The following is an 18,260-nucleotide window of genomic DNA, read 5'->3' as shown; positions in this document are numbered from 1 at the left end:
CTCCTTATGCAATCTGTCACAATTTCCTCAATGTATCCCTGCCGCCGCATCCGGGGCAGAGCTCATGATCTTCATTAAATCGTTCGCCGCACTCCCTGCATCTGTAGAGATCGTGGCTGAAAACATCGAGCAGAACGGGCTCTTCAATGATCTCCGCATAGGTCCGCACCACGGCGGTGTCGTACCCATGGTTTTTCATGTAATAGTCGAGTATCTCTATCGATTTATCCCTGTTTTCCTTTTTCAGGAAATGCCCTGCAGCGTATACATATATCCACTGGTTTGAGCTTTTTGCCGCTATACGTGAAAAAACGAGCTTGTGCAGAGCATCGACCTCACCAGCCTCGTAGTAAAAGGCCTCAAGCTTACCCATATCCTCGTAGCTTTTAACAAGGTCACGCCTTACTATCTCCGACGCCTCGTCAACCGCCTTCTGCTTCTTCTTCCGTCCTAGGTAGTGTCTTGCAAGTTCAAAGCGTGCCTCGGTGCAGTTTTCATCAGCCTTCAGAGCCTTGCGGGCGAATTTAACCATATCCGCCTCGTTCTCTCCCCTGTTACCAAGGGCTAGCTTAAGCCAGCACCTGGCCGCATCTGCACCGTGTCCACCCATCTTTTCCCAGAGTTTGGCCGCCTCTTCGTATCTCGCCTGATTCTCCACAGCAGAGGCTCTGAGCCATGCGGCTCTTTCGGTATGCTCCGCACGATGGTAGTTATCCTCAACGCATTTGAAATCACCCGCAGCGTAGTAGTCCTCCATTAGTTCAAGAGCCACCAGACGTGCAAGCCCACGGTCCAGATTCTCCCATTCAAGGATACTGTTGTGCACATGAACAGCCCGGGCATGATCCCCGCGCACCCTCATCAGGACACCAGCGGCAAAGTATGAATCCACCGAGTTCGCATCCTCAAGAGCAAGTTCTTTCAGGGTCTCCTGGGCTCCTTCTATATCACCATTTATAAGGCTTAACCAGGAGCGGCATTTCAGCATATCCCTGTTTACACCTTTCATTTCTTTTCGCCGCCTTCCTCTTTTTCGTCGCTCATAAGGGGGAGGTTGCGAAGACGCTTAATCTCCCCTTCGGCTGTTTTAAGCTGTTTTCTGCAGTTCCTCAGCTGGGAGGTGAGCTTGAACCTGTCGAAAAGATAGAATATTGAGGCTATCACAATCCCCACACAAAGAGAGACCAACATAACCACAAAGAGAGGGACCTCTCTGGAGGGGGTCTCATAGAAATACTGTACGCTAACCACCTGATTGTTCATCACTGCGAAAAGCACAATGGCGATAACCATAGCTATCTTGAGAAGATTTCCAATAAATTTCATCAAGCTGTCTCCTTCCTGAAACCTTCGAGAAGTTTGTCGTAGGTTGCCGTAATATGTTCTGAAATAACCTTTGTTTCCCCCACAGCGGGCATGAAGTTTGTATCCCCCACCCAGCGGGGTACTATATGGAAATGCAGGTGTTTGTCTATCCCTGCACCTGCGGCCTTTCCGATATTGAAGCCTGTATTGTATCCACCGGGGCCGAGGGTATTGTCGAAGACTCTAATACTCAGCTTTGTGAGGGTCATTATCTCAAGGAGTTCCTCATCTTCAAGGTCGGTAAAAACACCCGTATGTTTGTATGGAACCACCATTAGGTGGCCGTTGTTGTAAGGAAAAAGGTTCATGATAACAAAGGCTTTCTCACCTCTGTGAAGAATAAGGTTGTCTCTGTCGTTCTTCTCAAGGGGCTTTGTGCAGAATATGCACCCCTCATCCCTCGCTATACCTGTTATATAGGCCATGCGCCAGGGAGCCCAGAGCCTGTCCATCGTTTCTGACATTATCTTGCCTCCAGTTCGGAGATAACCTCTCCGATCGGGTTGTGGATAACCAGCTGGGCCATGGTGTCATAGGGTGTGGGCATATTGTTGATAATAACCACCGCCGCACCGGCACTCTTTGCATATCCTGGCATGAGTGCCGCAGGCATAACCGCAAGGGATGAACCGGCCACAACAAAAAGATCGCACTCCATGCTGTCTTTAACAGCATTGTCAATGGTATCGGCGGGGAGCTCCTCGCCGAAGAAGACCACATCCGGCTTTATCACTCCGTTGCAGGAGGGGCAGAGCGGAGGGTTCATACCGTCACTCACCCAGCGGAAGACCTTTTTGGTCGCAAAGCTCATTCCGCATTTCATACAGCTTGAGGTCTCAAGCGTTCCATGGAGCTCTCGAACTATCACAGAACCGGCTCTGGCGTGCAGACCGTCGATATTCTGGGTGATAACGCTTTTGAGTCTCCCCGTCTGCTGCATCCTTGCCATAAAGCTGTGGCCGGAGTTCGGCTGAGCGTTGCGGAAAACATCGTAAAGCGGTGTGAATGTCTCATAGAAAGCGGCGGGGTTCTCGTTGAAATCATCTATCCCAAGCCCCTCGCCTGCGCCCAGATTCCGCCACAGACCAGTACCCGGGGAGCGGTAATCGGGTATACCGCTCTCTGTGCTGATCCCGGCTCCGGTGAAGAAAATAATCCTGCCGGACTCATCAAGCAGTGTCTGCAGTTCAGCTATGCTATCCATTAGAATTTATATCAAATTTTCAATATGTTCTCAAGACTGATCAAGATACGAGCTATCTTCGGTGCAGTTGCAGACAAGGGGGAAGCGGAGCATGAATACCGTTCCTTTGCCCACCTCTGATCTGAAATCTATGGTTCCGCCGCTCTGCTCAACGATCTGCTTCACGATTGTAAGCCCTAGCCCGGTACCATTATGCTTGGTGGTGTAGTACTCAGTAAAGATCCTGTTCTTGGTTTCCTCGGGGATGCCGCCGCCGTTATCCTCAAAATCGAACTCAATCATTTCATCCTTAACCTTGGCACTAAGGCGAACTCTCGGTTTTTTCGAGTTTTCCACCGCTTCCACAGCATTTCTCAGGATATTGATAAAGACCTGCTCAAGCTGGAGAGGGTTTGCATGTATGCAGTAAAGATTATCGTCCATATCAAGCTCGAGGGGTATATCCGCCCATTTCATAAGGGTTCGGTTCACATAAAGGGTTATCCTTTCGATGAAGTCCCGCACATCAATACAGGCAGTGGAATCCTGATCCACCCGGGAAAACTTAAGGGTCTGGTCGATAATATCCCTTATACGCTCTGCATCCAGCATGATCTTGTCGCCATAGGGCTTCGTTTCCGGATGCTTCATCATGAGAATATCCGCATTTATCATTATCGAGTTTAACGGGTTCTTTATCTCATGGCTTATGGAGGCTGTGAGCGTCCCCATGGTCATCAGCCTGTCCGTATGCAGCATATTTTTGTGCATCGAGCTTATGGTGGAGAAGGCCTTGCGGAGGGAATAGACCATATAGTTGAAGAGGGTGGACATTCGCCCGAACTCATCGTTGGAGCTTATCTGCGTCCTGATATCAAGATTATTGTCCGCAACCTCCTGCATACCCTTCTCAAGGATGCTCACGGGGCGGATAACAAGGATATAGATCATCGTAAAAAGGACGACAAATATGAATATATCTGCCACTATCATAAAGGTTCTGACCTCAAAGACCTCCTTGCGCAGAAGGGTTGTCAGCCTTGTGAGATCAATATTTATATTGAGAGCGCCAAGGTACTCACCTTCGTCCACATCGTGGCAGGACTGGCACTTCTCTTTATTTTCAAGTGGTTTATAATAGGAGAGGAACCTTGTGCCGTCGTACTCAAGGTCCAGAAACCTCTCTTCGAAGGTGGCGTTTTTCTTCACCATGCGGAGATACTTGCGGTCGTACATATGCCGCAGTTCCGCAAGAACGCAGGAGAGATCCCCCCGGGAGTTTATGATGTGGATACCCATAATGTTGGCATCCTTCTCCAGGCTGAGCACAAGCTCCTTAACACCCGCCTTGTCCTCCATAAGCATATAGCTGTCCAAAGAGCTTTCCACCAGATACGGGAGGGACTTGATATAATCCTCCGCAATGGTATCCGCCTTCTTTTCAATGTTGCTGGTCAGCATACCGCTTACAACAAGGCTTATTATGCTAAGCATTATAAGCATAACCACAGTTATCTTAAACTGCAGCTTCAGGTATCGCTTCTGCCCCGGTTCTTTCATCGCTTATATCTACACTATTTACACACCCCTTGCAATAAGCTGTAAAAGAGCTTGAAGAAAAACCCCTCTAATCCTAGAATCGATCAATACTAAATATATTAAGGTGGCGGATATGGCAGAACTTGTACGCTTCGGAGTCTCCATAGAAAAAGAGCTTCTGGATGAATTCGATGAAAAGATCAGACAGGAGGGCTACGACACACGCTCAAAAGCTGTTTCCGACCTGTTCAAGGAATTCGTAATAGAGAAGGAGTTCAGCACAGGCGGCAGGATCGCAGGCGCCATTACCATCCTTTACGACCATCACAACAAGGATCTGCTGTCGAAGGTTATGGAGATTCAGCACGAGGTGCATGATGCTGTAATATCCATCCAGCACATACATCTGGATCATGACAACTGCCTTGAGATTATCGCCGTTCGCGGAGATGCTGAGGTTATCAAGGAGCTTTATACATCCCTCAAAACGATGAAGGGTATAAAGCATGCCAGTATAAATGTAACTGGTGTTAAATAGATATTACTCTGCAAAAATTCTTTATATGAACACAAAAACAGTTTATAAATATACAAACTTTTAACCGGAGAGTGGCCCATGGAGGAGCTGATCCGCAAAGCGGACGTCCTGATCGAATCCCTGCCCTACATAAAGCGTTTCTACGGCAAAACCATAGTTATCAAATACGGCGGTCACGCCATGGTGGATGATGAACTGAAGAACGGCTTTGCCAGAGATATCGTGCTGATGAAATACATCGGCATCAAGCCCGTTATCGTCCACGGCGGAGGCCCCCAGATAGGGGAAATGCTGAAAAAGCTCAATATAGAGAGCGAGTTTGTCTCCGGTATGCGTGTTACCGACACCGAAACGATGAATGTAGTGGAGATGGTCCTCGCCGGAAAAGTGAACAAGGATATAGTACGCCTTATCAATAAAAACGGCGGCAACGCCATCGGCCTCTCAGGGAAGGACGGCAACCTTATCCGTGCAGAAAAGCTGATGATGGAGGAGGGTATTGAGTATATACGAACACCCGAAATCATCGATCTTGGACATGTGGGGAAAGTTAAGAGCATTAATGTCGATGTAATAGATAACATTGTAGACCGCCACATACCGGTAATCGCCCCTGTGGGTGTCAGTGACGACTATGAGGCGTACAATATAAACGCAGACCTCGTTGCAGGGAGCATAGCCTCCGCACTCAAGGCGGAGAAGCTTATCCTCCTCACCGATGTACCCTACGTTATGGACAAGGACAAGAACCGCATAGCCACCATAAAGCTGGGCATGGTAGAAGGCATGAAGAAGGACGGCACACTCACCGGGGGAATGATTCCCAAGGTGGATTGCGGTGCGGACGCAGTTAGAAACGGTGTGAGTAAGGCACACATTATCGACGGAAGAACATCCCACTCTGTCCTGCTGGAGATGTTCACCGATCACGGCATAGGAACCCAGATTGTTGAATAACGTAAAGGTACCCGAAGAGTTCATTAGAGACATTATCACCCCGGCATGCGGCGGCGATACGAGGGTTGTGGACGCCTTCCGCAGAACCCCTAGATCAAAATTTATCGATGAGGCTATGTGCCGAAGGCCCTATGTGGATGATGCACTCCCCATAGGCTACGGCCAGACCATATCAAAGCCTTCCACCGTTGCTTTTATGACCCAGGCTCTCGATGTCACCAGCGAGCACAAGGTATTGGAGATCGGTTCAGGCTCAGGCTTTCAGGCAGCCATACTCAGCAGACTCGCCAAAACAGTCTACACCGTAGAAAGGATACCCGAGCTATACCGCAGGGCGATGACCATCATCCGCCGGATGAGCATCACCAACGTTCGCTTCAAGATAGATGACGGCAACCTGGGCTGGGATGAAAACGCACCCTACCACAGGATCATCGCCACAGCCGAGGCAAGAAACCTCCCCAGCGAACTCACAGCACAGCTGGCAGACGGGGGGAAGATGCTCATTCCCCTCAACGGCAACATAGTCCTCGTAACCAAAGAGGGGGACTCCATTAAAAAAGAAAACATTGCTCCATGTAGTTTCGTGGACTTTGTATGCGAATAACAAAACATGGTTTTCAGAACTGATCAACTTCGTTAATCGTTTTTGTATATTTAAAATATTGAATATAAAGTATTTATGTAGATTTTCTGTCAATTTTGTCAAACTTTTCTAATTCGGACAAATTAGTTACTTTTCCCCTTTCATTTTTAATAGAACCACGTTAAATTAATGATCGTGAGAACGATTTGCGTCATAGGAGCTGCTGATACTGATGCTTTAGCCGGGTCTGCCTCTGCAACCCAGAAGGAAAGTCCTTCTGTTTGCGGGTCTGATTCAGTTTTAGCAGAGGCCGCCTACAAGGTTGGTGCCTTGGCAGCCGAAAGGGGCTTTGCAGTTCTCACAGGCGGACGCACAGGCATCATGGAGTATGCTTCAAAAGGTGCCCGGGAAAACGGCGGTATCACAGTGGGGGTTATCCCCGGCTACAAAAGGGAGGAAGCTAACCCTTTCTGTGACATTGTAATACCCACCGGACTTGGGCACGCCAGAAACGCACTAGTCGTCTCCTCAGGCGACATAGTAGTTTCAATAGGGGGTGGTATGGGAACCCTTTCTGAAATCGCCATCGCTCTCAAGATGGATAAAAACCTTATCAGCTTACACTCGCCCTATGCCCACTCAGCAAACTTCACTGATCCTTCAGGTTTTTTTAATCATTTTATTCACCAAATGGAGTCCTTATGATTAACGATGAAACTTTACCAAAAACCGCACTTGATGAACCGGTCGTTGCCGAAGAGGTAAAAAGCGACTACAACTCTGATGATCTTGAAGTTTTTAAGATCTATCTGAATGAGATCTCCCGCTATCCTGTACTCACGAGAGAGGAAGAGGTGGAACTCGCAAAGGGGATTGAAAACCTTGATGAACGCTCGAAAGAGATGATGATCAAGTGTAATCTCCGCCTTGTGGTATCCATCGCTAAAAAGTACATCAACAGAGGCATGACCCTCGTTGACCTCGTGGAAGAAGGGAACATCGGGCTTCTCAAGGCTGTGGAAAAGTTTGACTACACCAAAGGATTCAAATTCAGCACCTATGCCACATGGTGGATTCGCCAGGCGATCGAAAGGGCGATCATAAACCAGTGCCGTATGGTACGTATCCCCGTACATATGTCTGAAAACATCAGCAAGGTTCTCAAGATGCAGGCAGAACTTCAGCAGAAGATCGGCAGAGAACCCACTATCCTCGAGCTCTCCACTGCATGCAAGATGTCTCTTTCAACGCTCAAGAAGGTTTTCGATGCGATTAAGCAGGATACCTCCCTTGATATGCCCGTTGGCGGCGACGAAAGCAGCACGCTCCACGAATTCATCGCTGATGATGAAAAATATCTCGACCCATATATGAAGATAGAGTCCGAAAGCAAGAAGGACACTATCCTTAAATGGCTTACATACCTATCAGAAAATGAGAAGGTGATAATCATCCGTCGCTACGGACTCGGCGGAAACGACCCCGAAACCCTTGAGGCCATTGGAAACGATCTCGGCATTACAAGGGAACGTGTTCGTCAGATAGAGAAAAGGGTACTCAGTAAACTGCGTAACCTTCTCAAAACAAAGAATATCACCCTTGAGGAGCTTCTGTGACAATTATCCCCAAAGGGGAACTTGAGCAACGAATTAACAGGCTCCGCAGTGAGCTGACTGGCTTCGATGCGGAATGGAAAACAGCTGTCCTTATGGACAGGATCAACTGCTATTATCTTACTGGAACGATGCAAAACGGTGTCCTTGTCATAAAGCGTGACGGGGACGCCGTTTTTTATGTCCGTAGAAGCTGTCAGAGGGCCATTGAGGAATCAAACTTCCCAGATGTAAGATGCTTCAAAAGCTTCCGTGAACTTGAGATTGAGTCTGGCGGCATCCTGCATCTTGACACAGAAAAGATACCAATGGCCCATTTCTCCCGATTCAGCAAATACCACTCCTTCGATGAAATCCGCTCACTAGATTTTCCTGTGGCAAAGGCAAGGGCTGTTAAGTCCGAACTGGAGCTTTCATTTATGAAACAGGCTGGCGAGATACACCGAAGCGTCCTGGAGGAATATGTCCCCTCCATACTCGAAGTTGGTATGAGCGAATTTGAACTTGGAACAGAGATCCTCTCAGAAATGATGCGAAGGGGTTCTCAGGGGCTCACCAGAACAGGCGGCTATGGAAGCGAGCTCTTTCTCGGTCTTGTTTGCTTCGGCGAAAGTGCGCTTTACCACAACACCTTCGACGGTCCGGGCGGAGTAAGAGGTATCAGCACCGCAGTTCCACTCATGGGCAGCAGTGAAGTGAAGCTTGAAAGAAATATGCCGGTTTTTGTGGATGTGGCTTGCGGAATCCAGGGATACTATACGGATAAGACCTCGATATACTCCATCGGTGAGCTCACAGATGAGGCCTGCCGATACCACGAAATATGTGTTCAGCTCCAGCAAAGGGGTGCCGATATGCTCCGCCCCGGTGCTGTCCCGTCAGAAATATACAGGGAGCACACCGCAGGAGTAGATGCTGAATTCCTCAAAGAGTATAACGGGTTCGGCCTAGGCAAAGTAACATTTCTCGGTCACGGGATCGGCCTGCACGTTGACGAATACCCTGTTATCGCCGAAAAATTCGATGACCCCCTCGAAGAGAATATGGTAATAGCCCTAGAACCGAAACGAGGTATACCCGGACTCGGCATGGTGGGCATCGAAAACACCTTCGTCGTAACCCCCGAAGGCGGAAAAAGCCTTACAGGAAGCCATTTTGATATAATCAGCAAAGGTTGAATGACGACTGCATGATTCCCTGGGAAATATAACCGCAGGGGAGTCTTTTGAAAGAGCGGAAAACTCTAAATATCTACTGCAAGAAAAGATGGACGTTTACAAACACACTGTAAAGAAAGACTATCAATGAGACAAAGTTGATAAGCGAACTAACTCCTATCCTAGTAAAAGAATAGTTTACACTTTCAGGATAAACTAGTTATGATTGTGTTAAATTTATTATTTTATAAGGCCGAAGGAGACGAATTCCACATAGCAGTACCGTTATGATGATTATTATCACTAAATCTCTGCCAATAGAGTCAACACCCCAAAATCGCTTATTTTCTATCTAAACCCTCTTATGCTTATAGACAATAACACACATACACATGAAGCGAAACAAACATCCACTATGTGTCGGAGGGTGATTTTTATTTCGCTAACCTAACATACAGCTGCCTCCGTACTAAGAGGCAGCTGTAAACAGTCGCACAGAACACCAGTCCATTCAGCCGGCAACCTCACCAGTTGATTTCTACGATCTCGGAAATAGTTAACGCATTCGCAACAAGTCCCTCAAGCTCCCATTTTCTAGCATATAAAGCATGGAGATTCTGCAACATCTCAATCTCAAGGAGCTCGAGCTGTTCTCTTGTAGATGTAACAAAAGTGTTATCAAAGATACGAAACTCTGTCGTTTCTCCCGCATCTAAGGTTTTAATAAGACCAGAAAGATTTGCAATGTGTTTCTCTCCGAAATTAACCTCGGCTCCCAAAGCTTCTGATGCCATTGATCTTACCCTCTGGAAATCATCTCTTATTTCAAGCTTTTTTGCATTTTTCTCTGCCTCAAGCCGTTTTGATACTATATCCTCAGGCAGAGGCTCAACTGTATAAGCTTGGCAGTACTTGCCTGATTTTTCGTCGAATATAACTCCTGATTTGGCAACCCTCTCTGAAGCTGGGTTATAGTCAGGAAGCTCATCCTCCAAATAGTAATACCCTTCACCCAGAACAACCTCATCAGGAATTGATGCTGGAAAGGATTTATTCGGGACTGCCCGCCTTATTTCATTCTTACTCTTTAATATTGTAGAATTATCCGGATTGTAAAACATACGACCTCCTTAATAGTATGTGTGTATTATGCCATTTTGACCGCTAGCAACAAGAATGTCCCCATTTGAAACCATACCATATCCCCAGAATGTGTCGTTTTTCGTAACATCAGGCAGATACTCCTGAAGAAATGTGTCTGGATATTCATACAAGTATAGTTTACCCGGGTAATCTGCTCCTCCATATGAGCAGACAATGAACTTGAGGCTGCCGTCTTCTACCCATCTGGCTTTTCTGCCGAAATATTCATAATCAAAAGGAGTAGGAGATGTAGCCTTGGTAGGGGAAGACCAGCTTCCAGACCCTTTGTATCCTTCTTCATAGAAATGATAAACTGCACCTCTGCGGGTGCCGCTTCCATTATCGTAGTATGCTCCAGCCAGAACAAACCTGCCGTCTGAGGAGATATCAACGAATATGCCCATTCTTGAATCGATATCACCACTTCTATATGTAAGAAGATCTGGAGAGTAAGATATACATCCATCTTCTGTGAGCTCGTAAACTCCTACAACTCCTCTCTCAGAGGTGTTTTTATAAAAATCGGCTACTGCAAGCCTCAAACCATCGTCAGATATGGCTACTGAATATCCAAAATTACTGGAAAACCAGTTTATAGCGCCACCGAATACCCTTGTCTTAGTCCATGTGCTTTCTGAACGTTTAAAAATACCAACCCCGTTGCAGCCATACGAGCCAACTGCTACGGTATCGCCATCATAATCCACAGCTACCGAAAAGCCGAAACCATTAGGATTCCAGCAGCTTATTTCAGATGCCGTAAGTGTCGCTTCAAGGATCCAGCTTCCACTCCTATCCGAATAAACATAAGCCTCTTCAACCTGATTATATCCGCCAAGTACAACGGTATGACCATCACCGCTGATCCTTAAGGAGTACCCTAACTTGTCCCCTGAAACAGCAGACGGTGGGCAGAAAAAGTCAATCAGGCTCCATCCTCCTGTAGTTATGTCTCTTTCATATAGATAGAAACCACCTCGCTCAGAGTTGCGGAACCATGCGCCAACAACCATAACCATGCCATCTCTGGAGATGTCAACCTCTACTCCAGTTCTATCTCCATCAATATGAGATTCAACTGTAAATCTATCATCAGCAGCGGAACCATCGTTTGTAAGTATTCCGTCATTGATTATTGCGCCATTGTTTTCGTTTTCATTATATAGCGTATTCACCTCTGAATCTGAAAGTGCCCTTTCATACACACGGATATGATCCACAGTGCCTTCGAATATCTGGGAATGCTGACTAGCGGGGTCAGAGTTTCCTTTTCCTATCCAAAGGGGCTTTTCGGCATCACCATTGAGCTGTCCATCCCAAAGCGCTGCAGCATATTTAACGCCATCCATGAAAAGCACAATTTCAGAGCCGTCATATCTAAAAACTAGGTGATGCCAGTTACTGTCATATGAAAATGATGCAGAACTTGAAATAAAGGTGCAAACTCCATCGACATCTGCCCAAACCCCAGCGTGAGCTGTTCCTGTTTCTTCAAGAAAAATGGCATACCCATATGATTCTGCCCCTGCTGAAAGCCATCTACCAAAAATTGTGTCCAGACCTCCTGTATCGGAGCCTGCACTTTCAAACTTAGCCCACACGGACCAGGTAAACGCACTCGAAGGCACTGTTAATGGAGTCTCAAGATATGCCCCATTTGACAAAGATGCCCCAAAGCCTTCGAATTTACCCGCTGAGTAAATCACATTCGGATCAGAGTATGTTATATGATTGTTGCCTGTTTCATCAAAACCGGAATTATCTTCTAGCTTGTAGAAGGCCACATAATCCGACGGGATAGAGCTCTGTCCACTATGCGAAGAAGCTGTAAATGGCAGAATTGTTTGATAGTTCATCAGAGAATGCTCCCGTGCAATGTTGCTCCGCCGTCATCGGACCAAACTATTAGAAAATTTGTGCCAACTGACTGAAGGATTACGCCCGCTTCTGAGAAATTTGTCGTACTGGTGCCATCACTCTTTCTCCAATGGACTAAGGGGAATGTGATCACAGAGCTGCCGCCATTCTCTACACGGATTACAATTCCCTGGGCTTTGCCAGCGACAAAACCTGTAAAATCAAAGGATACGGAGCCTGCTATTGTGACAGCCTGCCCCCTCCCTTCGGAGTAGTCAAATGTTACGGTACCGCTGGAAACTGTTCCTTTGTTGATAAAATTATCAATCTCATCAACGTGTATCCCTGCAATTCTAGAATCAAGGTCGTTTACTGCATCCTCCACCAGTCCCCAGTTATCATCATGTTCTACAGCTGTTAAAGGAGCCTGCTTCTCATTTACTTTCAATACGTTCAACGGATAACTCGCCATTTTCTCCTCCACATTTTCTTTTATGCGCACTTATTATCACTTCAGAGTTTCTTCTGCTGATTTCGGCAATTAATTTCTTCAAGAACACCAGATATCTACTTACTGAATTAAAATGCTTCATCCTGTTTTCACCATCGATCCAGCAGAGCTCGTCGGAGTGTAAGTCTTCACCGCTCTCAGACCGGAAACTTACCTCATGCACTTTGGCCATAGCCATGACGAGTGCCTTATCGTCAGCATCGTAGGTGTCACCCTCAATAGTAACCCTTTCTCTAAGCTTTCTATTTCGGTTTTGATTAACATCAATTCTGACCAAAGATTTGTCCACAACCCACTTCTTTTGAGCGTGGTCGAAGGACATCTCTTTGGAAGGCCGAGGTGGTTTCTCTGTCAGTTTCCCGTTTTCAATATAATAACTCTTTGGGTTAATTGCCCCGTCAACCTCAAGCCAGCCCTTTAGATACCTTCGGTATATGCTTGCTTCTTTAGCTGTAACTGTTTGAATTTGTTCAATCTTTCCGTTGCCGTCATATTTGATAAAGGTTTTCATTTCTTGACCCCCATAATAACAAGAGACGGGTCGACAATGGCTACTGTAGGCTCATCAGAACGCCATATTAATTTGTATGTATAAGTGGAGTTCGGAGTTATTGTGTCATATGCCACATAGGACATGAAATCAGCGTAGAATGTGTCAATAATCTCTGTTATTTTGATCTCGGTATTATTTTCGTCAACTCTTGTAATATTAAAGCCTGCGTTCCTAGCCCCACTAGCCGAAGTATAGATAATTTGGCCATGCACAGTGATCAGAGCATTCATTGGTTGACTCGAGCTATTAACGACTACAGCTTCAACTATCGTGATGGGATTCATCACATCTGAACCATAGAATGTTCCATCGGAAGATGCATGAACCGGAACGGTAACCGCATTATTAGCAATCTGGAGGGTATCCACAGCCAGGTCGTCAATAATGCCCGATTCCGCTGTTACTGCCCCTGCAGCAATTTTATCCGACACTATAGAGCCATCGGCTATTAGATCCCCCTTCAGTTTAACGGTTGCACTTCCTCCGTCCATAAGTATCTCGAAAGGCCTCTCAAGAGTTCCAGCGTTACTGGGATCAACAATAAAGAAGCTGTCAGCATTGATTCCAAACGCGGAATTAGAGCCGTCATTAAACATTCCAAACCCGCTGATATAGCCGTTTACACCCATCTTGAGGAAGTATTCAGCCTGCAGGTTCCCTGTGTCATTCTCCTGAATAAGCATTGATTCCTGGATGGCAGCCATGCCCGAATTGTTTTCAAATGCCACTTGGGAAATACTTCCATATATAACACTCTCGTATACTCCTTCTTCGTATACTGAATTGGTATCTATGAGGTCTATACGTGACGATAGTGTATCCTCAAGCATGTCTGCGGTCACAGCTCCATCAAGGGCATCAATCAGTTCAGAAGGATCCTGAAGCGTCTCAGTGTACACTCCTCCGCTATCGCTGAAAGGATACCAGCCGGAATAGTTGCCGAAAACATCCTTGGTTCTTGCCCATACATACCTGTGATCAACAAGCTTAAGATTCGTAAATGAATATCTTAGCGACTCTCCCGAATGAACCATCAGTGAATCAGCACGGTTGTTAGTCTCGCTCGCCCATATCTCTAAGGACGAAAAGTTGTTATCGGTAATTACATCTACACTGACATCTATTCCATAAAGTTTGGGCGTATGGGTTATACCAGTGGGATTATTGGGAACAGGGATCTCTGCAGCAAGTATTGTTTCTGGGCCAACATTTCCGGCGGTATCAACGGCAGAAATTGTATAATTCTTGGTGCCATCCCAGTCACCATCAACAGCCAGGAAGCTTTCTCTAATTATCTCACCGTCAACAATATAATGGCTGATAGGATAGGTGGTTCTAGCCGTTAATCCGTTCCAAACCAGAAGCATATTTGCTCCCTGCCTTTTATAACCAAGCATTGTGATTTCGCCGGGAGGAAGCACATCAATCGAAACCTCCAACATTGTTGAAGACTTAACTCCAGCCATATCTACAACATATAGCTGGTAAGCATATGAACCAGCCAAAAGCTTTTGAGGATCAACTAACATCTTCTCAGGATAAGGCTTTGTAGCTATATGAACTGGCTGGCTATTATCATTAAGGCTATACCTCCATATTTCATAAGCTTCAACCCCCTCAATACTGACTGGATGCGTCCATTCAAGGAGGGTTCCATCGTCATGGATATTTGCTACAAAACTCATTGAAGAAAGATCAGTATCTGTAACGCCGTCTGTAGCGATAGCCACCCATAGATCAGAACCATAAGTCGGGTTATTGGATACTCCGTAGTTGGTAATTGATCTTATTGCTATATAGTATGTTTTACCTATTTCAACATTACGAATAACACCGTAATTACCGTTTGTTTCCTCTGCTATTTGCCATCTATTGCCGTCACTTGAATAAAGAATCTGATATCGCTCCACTCTCACAGTAGTAGCCAAATTATTAACCGCAGGAGTGAAATAGACTTCAATATTACTGATGGGTCTTGTTGCCTTTATTGAGATAACTTCCCTTGCTTCGATATTTGTTACAAAAGGAGGTATCACCGTGGCAGGGTTGGCTCCGGATTCGATATCAATATCATCCTCTTTCACCAAGCCTAGCTGAGAGTACTTTGTCTCCTCCACTAATGAATCGAAATCATCTGTATAGATACTTTCATTGTACTCTTCTGCTGTGATCTTGATTGTTTCATCCTTCGCCTTTTCAATGGAAAGGATACGGTACGGCTTTGATTCAATATTAACCTTGCCGAATACCCATTCGTCGCCTGCCTGAATATCAGAAGGCTCTCCCTGTTCACCTGAGTTGCCGGATATTCCTATAGCGTTAGTCGTTGCTGTCGGAGATGAATGGATAAATGTACGAACATACATTACTCCTGAACGTTTCTGAACTCTTAGTGTATAGGTTTCGCCTTCAACCAGCTCTATATCTTCATCAAGCCCCAGGCTGTCGGCAGTGGCTGAAGTTATCTCTCCTCCCTGACCGTATTGGGGTGTATCATGCTGAAGAAGTATCAAGTCACCCACTTGGCAAACAACCGCTTTCCAAGAAGCCTCGAAGCTTACAATCTTCTTTGTAGCCTTAGCTTTACGGAGGGCGAAGGCGACTTCACGTTTTGCTCTTGATTTACTTGTTATACCGTATAGCTGTATATCCTTGCTGTTCAGAGGCTCTCCGATTCTTTCACTATCATATACAGCGATCGTTGCCTGTTTGTAATTATCCTCTTCATCAAGGATTTGAGCTGAGATCTGATTGGGGATAGAGCCTACATCTGTAAAACTTTCCGAGAATGTATCTTCAACAATGCTGCTCATATTGAACAGCTGAACAGGGGTGTCCGCCTTATCAATAACGATTCTTAGCTTATCACCCTCCCATACGGGGGTTGCCCTGCATGTTGAACATATCTTTGCTACAATCTCAGATGCCCTGTACTCTTTATCAAGTACAAGGTTTATTTCAAAGCGTTTGTGTGCCTTTGTTACCAGAGTTCCGTTTTCTTCGATCTCGAAAAAAACCATTTCATCTGCATAGCTTGCAAACTCTCTGAACGACTCGATATCGATCTGCGTGGGCTTAATCCATTTACCGAATCCCCATCGTTTGCTTGTTAGCAATTCATAAAGAATATTTGCAGGGTTAGAGCTCGCTTCTGGAGCAGGAGAATCGCTCGGGAACACACCGGTTTCATCGATATACCTGACATCGCCGACTTTTATTCCACTGATAGTGGCTGATATAGTAGGCATATTACCCGCAAGTGTATCAGTGGCCAGTATACGGACCCCAAGGAGTGCGGTGTTGTTATAAGCAATCTCGGAATCAAGGATTTCCTGAACATAGCCGAGGTATGAATCTGCATTTACCCTAAGGTTATCCTCATAGTCCTCGGTAAGACGAGTAATCCTGATAGTATAGCGTTGTTGTGTTTGAGAGAACTTACACCTTACAGCATAGGTTATCTCGGAGCGGGTTTCCCCTGTTACTTCAAATTCTGAACGATCCTCTACGCTAGTGTCAGGATTTAGAACAGTCGTCCAGTTTTCGGGGATATCCTGATCTTCATATGGCTTGTATTCTAAGCGAAACTTAATCTTAAAAGGTTCTATCCCCCCACTATCGGAGGTTTTAAATAAAGCAGGGAATCTAATGCCTACAACGGCAGAATCTATCATACCTGTAGAAATATATTCTTGGTAATTGCCGTATGTAATTTTTTTGCCGGCAACATTAATATGCTTCTTAATTTCTGAAAACCCACCCATGGATCTTTGGTAGGATTCTCCGGTTCTGGTATTAAGAGAATAGACAGTCCCGCGGCCTCTGTACTCTATGTTTTTAAGAACTGGATAGCTGCGGGGGATGCTGTAGTAATAATCGTTTACCTCTTTAATATACCCCTTAAACCGCAGCTCATACTCACCTTCAGGCATATCAAAACTTACAGAGAAGAATTGGCTTCTTCCAGAAACTTCTTTTGTGCCAGCATTAATCCAATCTGTGTCTCCGATTGTTCTACATTCAGCAGAAATATATGCCTTAAGAGGTACCCAGCAAGAATTAGTATAATACTCACCCTCGTCATACTCTTCCCAAGTCACTTCTCTTTCTAAGCCTTCTTCAATAAATAAATTGCATGTTACCTCAGAAAAGGTATGAACACCAAACTCTCCCTGGGGCTGCACAGGGTCAGTATGCTGAGTGTCTGACAAAAGTTGTTCAATTGGATATACCTGGCTTGCCTCAACGGTTTCCAGATATTTTATGTTATTGTCTCCGACATATACCTCGTCTTCGCTAATACTTCCCACTTCTCCCTCTGACAGAGCAATGAGCACATTCAAATACTCCTTCTCAAAAACACCACTGTCTTTTTCTCCATCAATAAAGGCCTCAATAACTGCTCCGCCAACTCTATGTCTGCCGAAAACAGCAGGAACTACGTTACCCTCCCCAACCAGGTTTCTTATGCCGTCCCAAGAGTATGTCCTGGAGCCGGCAAACTCATCCTGTATATTATTAGTTGGAACATTTGGGGTGAACATACCTGCCATCATGCCCACAGCAGTTCCTGCAAGCATTGATATACCCGCTGTGACTACGTGAATTCCATTTGGATTGCCCATAGCTAATAAATAAGCACCACCACCTATGAGCGCAACGCCTAGGGCAAACGATACCATTGTGCCGTTCTCGCCCTTTATATCATTGATAAATATGACTTCGTCATAATCATTGGGTTTGTCTTCCCATTCAGCGGTCTTGCCTGATATAACCGGGATAAAATCTTCCCTGTTGTACTCCGTATACTCATCGAAAAGCTCCCCGCAGGTCTGACCGCAATAATCGACCTCAATTTCTTTGCGGTTTGTCCTATCAAGTGCGTTGGGAACTATCTTTATCTGCATTTTTTGCTCTGTAGTATCCATATGCCTTACCCTTCCAAACACCTAGTTTAGATACAATTACCCCATGACCTCTAATGGAGTGTATGAACCTGTTTTTACCTAAATAAACTCCAATATGATCCGGTATATCCGTCTTTGTTCCGAACAGAATCAATTCGCCAGCCTTCGGCTGTTCAACACGCTCAAACTGCTCATAAATGTGTTCAATTATCATCCCTCCAAGTTCCGAATCATCGGAATACTGATAATCAAACAGTTTAATCCCCATCTCTTCTTTCAGAATAAGGATTACAAAACCCCAGCAATCTATACCCGAACGATCCCTTCCTCCTGAGAGATACGGAATCCCAA

General features: G+C 45.6%; 17 protein-coding genes. 6 read left to right on the top strand and 11 right to left on the bottom strand.

The features are described from left to right. Nucleotides 1-16: 16 nt before the first annotated feature. Genes K300_RS0109695 through K300_RS0109675 form a run of 5 tightly spaced genes read right to left on the bottom strand, consistent with a single transcriptional unit; the run spans nt 17 to nt 4,108 of the window. Nucleotides 17-1,009 carry a tetratricopeptide repeat protein gene (locus K300_RS0109695; RefSeq protein WP_022851476.1) on the bottom strand — a complete coding sequence of 331 codons (993 nt, stop codon included), beginning with the start codon at nt 1,007-1,009 and terminating at the stop codon, nt 17-19. Next, nucleotides 1,006-1,326, bottom strand: coding sequence for a LapA family protein (locus K300_RS0109690; RefSeq protein ID WP_022851475.1), 321 nt, complete (start codon nt 1,324-1,326; stop codon nt 1,006-1,008). The genes K300_RS0109695 and K300_RS0109690 overlap by 4 nt, the downstream gene beginning before the upstream one ends. Next, complete coding sequence (locus K300_RS0109685) at nt 1,326-1,829, bottom strand: HIT family protein (RefSeq protein WP_022851474.1); 504 nt, start codon at nt 1,827-1,829, stop codon at nt 1,326-1,328. The genes K300_RS0109690 and K300_RS0109685 overlap by 1 nt, the downstream gene beginning before the upstream one ends. Continuing rightward, complete coding sequence (locus K300_RS0109680; RefSeq protein WP_022851473.1) at nt 1,829-2,569, bottom strand: SIR2 family NAD-dependent protein deacylase; 741 nt, start codon at nt 2,567-2,569, stop codon at nt 1,829-1,831. The genes K300_RS0109685 and K300_RS0109680 overlap by 1 nt, the downstream gene beginning before the upstream one ends. Nucleotides 2,570-2,599: 30 nt before the next feature. Beyond that, nucleotides 2,600-4,108: a sensor histidine kinase gene (locus tag K300_RS0109675; protein ID WP_022851472.1), complete on the bottom strand. Its 1,509-nt coding sequence runs from the start codon at nt 4,106-4,108 to the stop codon at nt 2,600-2,602. 112 nt (nt 4,109-4,220) lie between these two features. Here K300_RS0109675 and nikR point away from each other — a divergent pair, with 112 nt between their 5' ends. From nikR to K300_RS0109645, 6 genes are all read left to right on the top strand, one after another. After that, entirely contained in the window at nt 4,221-4,625 is a 405-nt protein-coding gene (gene nikR / locus K300_RS0109670) for a nickel-responsive transcriptional regulator NikR (protein ID WP_022851471.1), read from the top strand. Nucleotides 4,626-4,703: 78 nt separating this feature from the next. Then, nucleotides 4,704-5,582: an acetylglutamate kinase gene (argB, locus tag K300_RS0109665; RefSeq protein ID WP_022851470.1), complete on the top strand. Its 879-nt coding sequence runs from the start codon at nt 4,704-4,706 to the stop codon at nt 5,580-5,582. Beyond that, nucleotides 5,572-6,189 carry a protein-L-isoaspartate(D-aspartate) O-methyltransferase gene (locus K300_RS0109660; RefSeq protein WP_238320648.1) on the top strand — a complete coding sequence of 206 codons (618 nt, stop codon included), beginning with the start codon at nt 5,572-5,574 and terminating at the stop codon, nt 6,187-6,189. The genes argB and K300_RS0109660 overlap by 11 nt, the downstream gene beginning before the upstream one ends. Before the next feature lie 168 nt (nt 6,190-6,357). Continuing rightward, nucleotides 6,358-6,873 (top strand): TIGR00725 family protein, encoded by a 516-nt coding sequence (locus K300_RS15270; protein WP_022851468.1) that lies wholly within the window; start codon nt 6,358-6,360, stop codon nt 6,871-6,873. Further along, the gene (locus tag K300_RS0109650) at nt 6,870-7,784 is read left to right on the top strand and encodes a sigma-70 family RNA polymerase sigma factor (protein ID WP_022851467.1); all 915 of its coding nucleotides are present in this window, start codon (nt 6,870-6,872) and stop codon (nt 7,782-7,784) included. The genes K300_RS15270 and K300_RS0109650 overlap by 4 nt, the downstream gene beginning before the upstream one ends. Next, nucleotides 7,781-8,959 carry a M24 family metallopeptidase gene (locus K300_RS0109645; protein ID WP_022851466.1) on the top strand — a complete coding sequence of 393 codons (1,179 nt, stop codon included), beginning with the start codon at nt 7,781-7,783 and terminating at the stop codon, nt 8,957-8,959. Before K300_RS0109650 ends, K300_RS0109645 begins: the two co-directional genes overlap by 4 nt. A gap of 503 nt (nt 8,960-9,462) precedes the next feature. On the opposite strand, the gene K300_RS16260 is transcribed toward K300_RS0109645, so the two are convergent. Genes K300_RS16260 through K300_RS0109610 form a run of 6 tightly spaced genes read right to left on the bottom strand, consistent with a single transcriptional unit; the run spans nt 9,463 to nt 18,255 of the window. After that, nucleotides 9,463-10,059, bottom strand: coding sequence for a DUF4376 domain-containing protein (locus K300_RS16260; RefSeq protein ID WP_026836398.1), 597 nt, complete (start codon nt 10,057-10,059; stop codon nt 9,463-9,465). Between the two features lie 9 nt (nt 10,060-10,068). After that, the gene (locus K300_RS0109635; protein ID WP_081646948.1) at nt 10,069-11,937 is read right to left on the bottom strand and encodes a LamG domain-containing protein; all 1,869 of its coding nucleotides are present in this window, start codon (nt 11,935-11,937) and stop codon (nt 10,069-10,071) included. Next, the gene (locus K300_RS0109625) at nt 11,937-12,410 is read right to left on the bottom strand and encodes a hypothetical protein (RefSeq protein ID WP_022851463.1); all 474 of its coding nucleotides are present in this window, start codon (nt 12,408-12,410) and stop codon (nt 11,937-11,939) included. The genes K300_RS0109635 and K300_RS0109625 overlap by 1 nt, the downstream gene beginning before the upstream one ends. After that, a complete protein-coding gene (locus tag K300_RS0109620; protein ID WP_022851462.1) occupies nt 12,373-12,960 on the bottom strand; it encodes a hypothetical protein in 588 nt (195 codons plus the stop codon). Before K300_RS0109620 ends, K300_RS0109625 begins: the two co-directional genes overlap by 38 nt. Continuing rightward, on the bottom strand, nt 12,957-17,909 hold the full coding sequence (locus tag K300_RS0109615; protein ID WP_022851461.1) for a phage tail protein: 4,953 nt from the start codon (nt 17,907-17,909) through the stop codon (nt 12,957-12,959). Before K300_RS0109615 ends, K300_RS0109620 begins: the two co-directional genes overlap by 4 nt. Continuing rightward, complete coding sequence (locus K300_RS0109610; protein WP_283804761.1) at nt 17,878-18,255, bottom strand: C40 family peptidase; 378 nt, start codon at nt 18,253-18,255, stop codon at nt 17,878-17,880. Before K300_RS0109610 ends, K300_RS0109615 begins: the two co-directional genes overlap by 32 nt. Nucleotides 18,256-18,260: the final 5 nt, after the last annotated feature.

It is taken from the genome of Limisalsivibrio acetivorans, from assembly GCF_000421105.1.
GTDB lineage: Bacteria > Chrysiogenota > Deferribacteres > Deferribacterales > Geovibrionaceae > Limisalsivibrio > Limisalsivibrio acetivorans.
The sequence above is the reverse complement of the archived record's forward strand: the minus strand, read 5'-3'. Positions and strand labels throughout refer to the sequence as shown.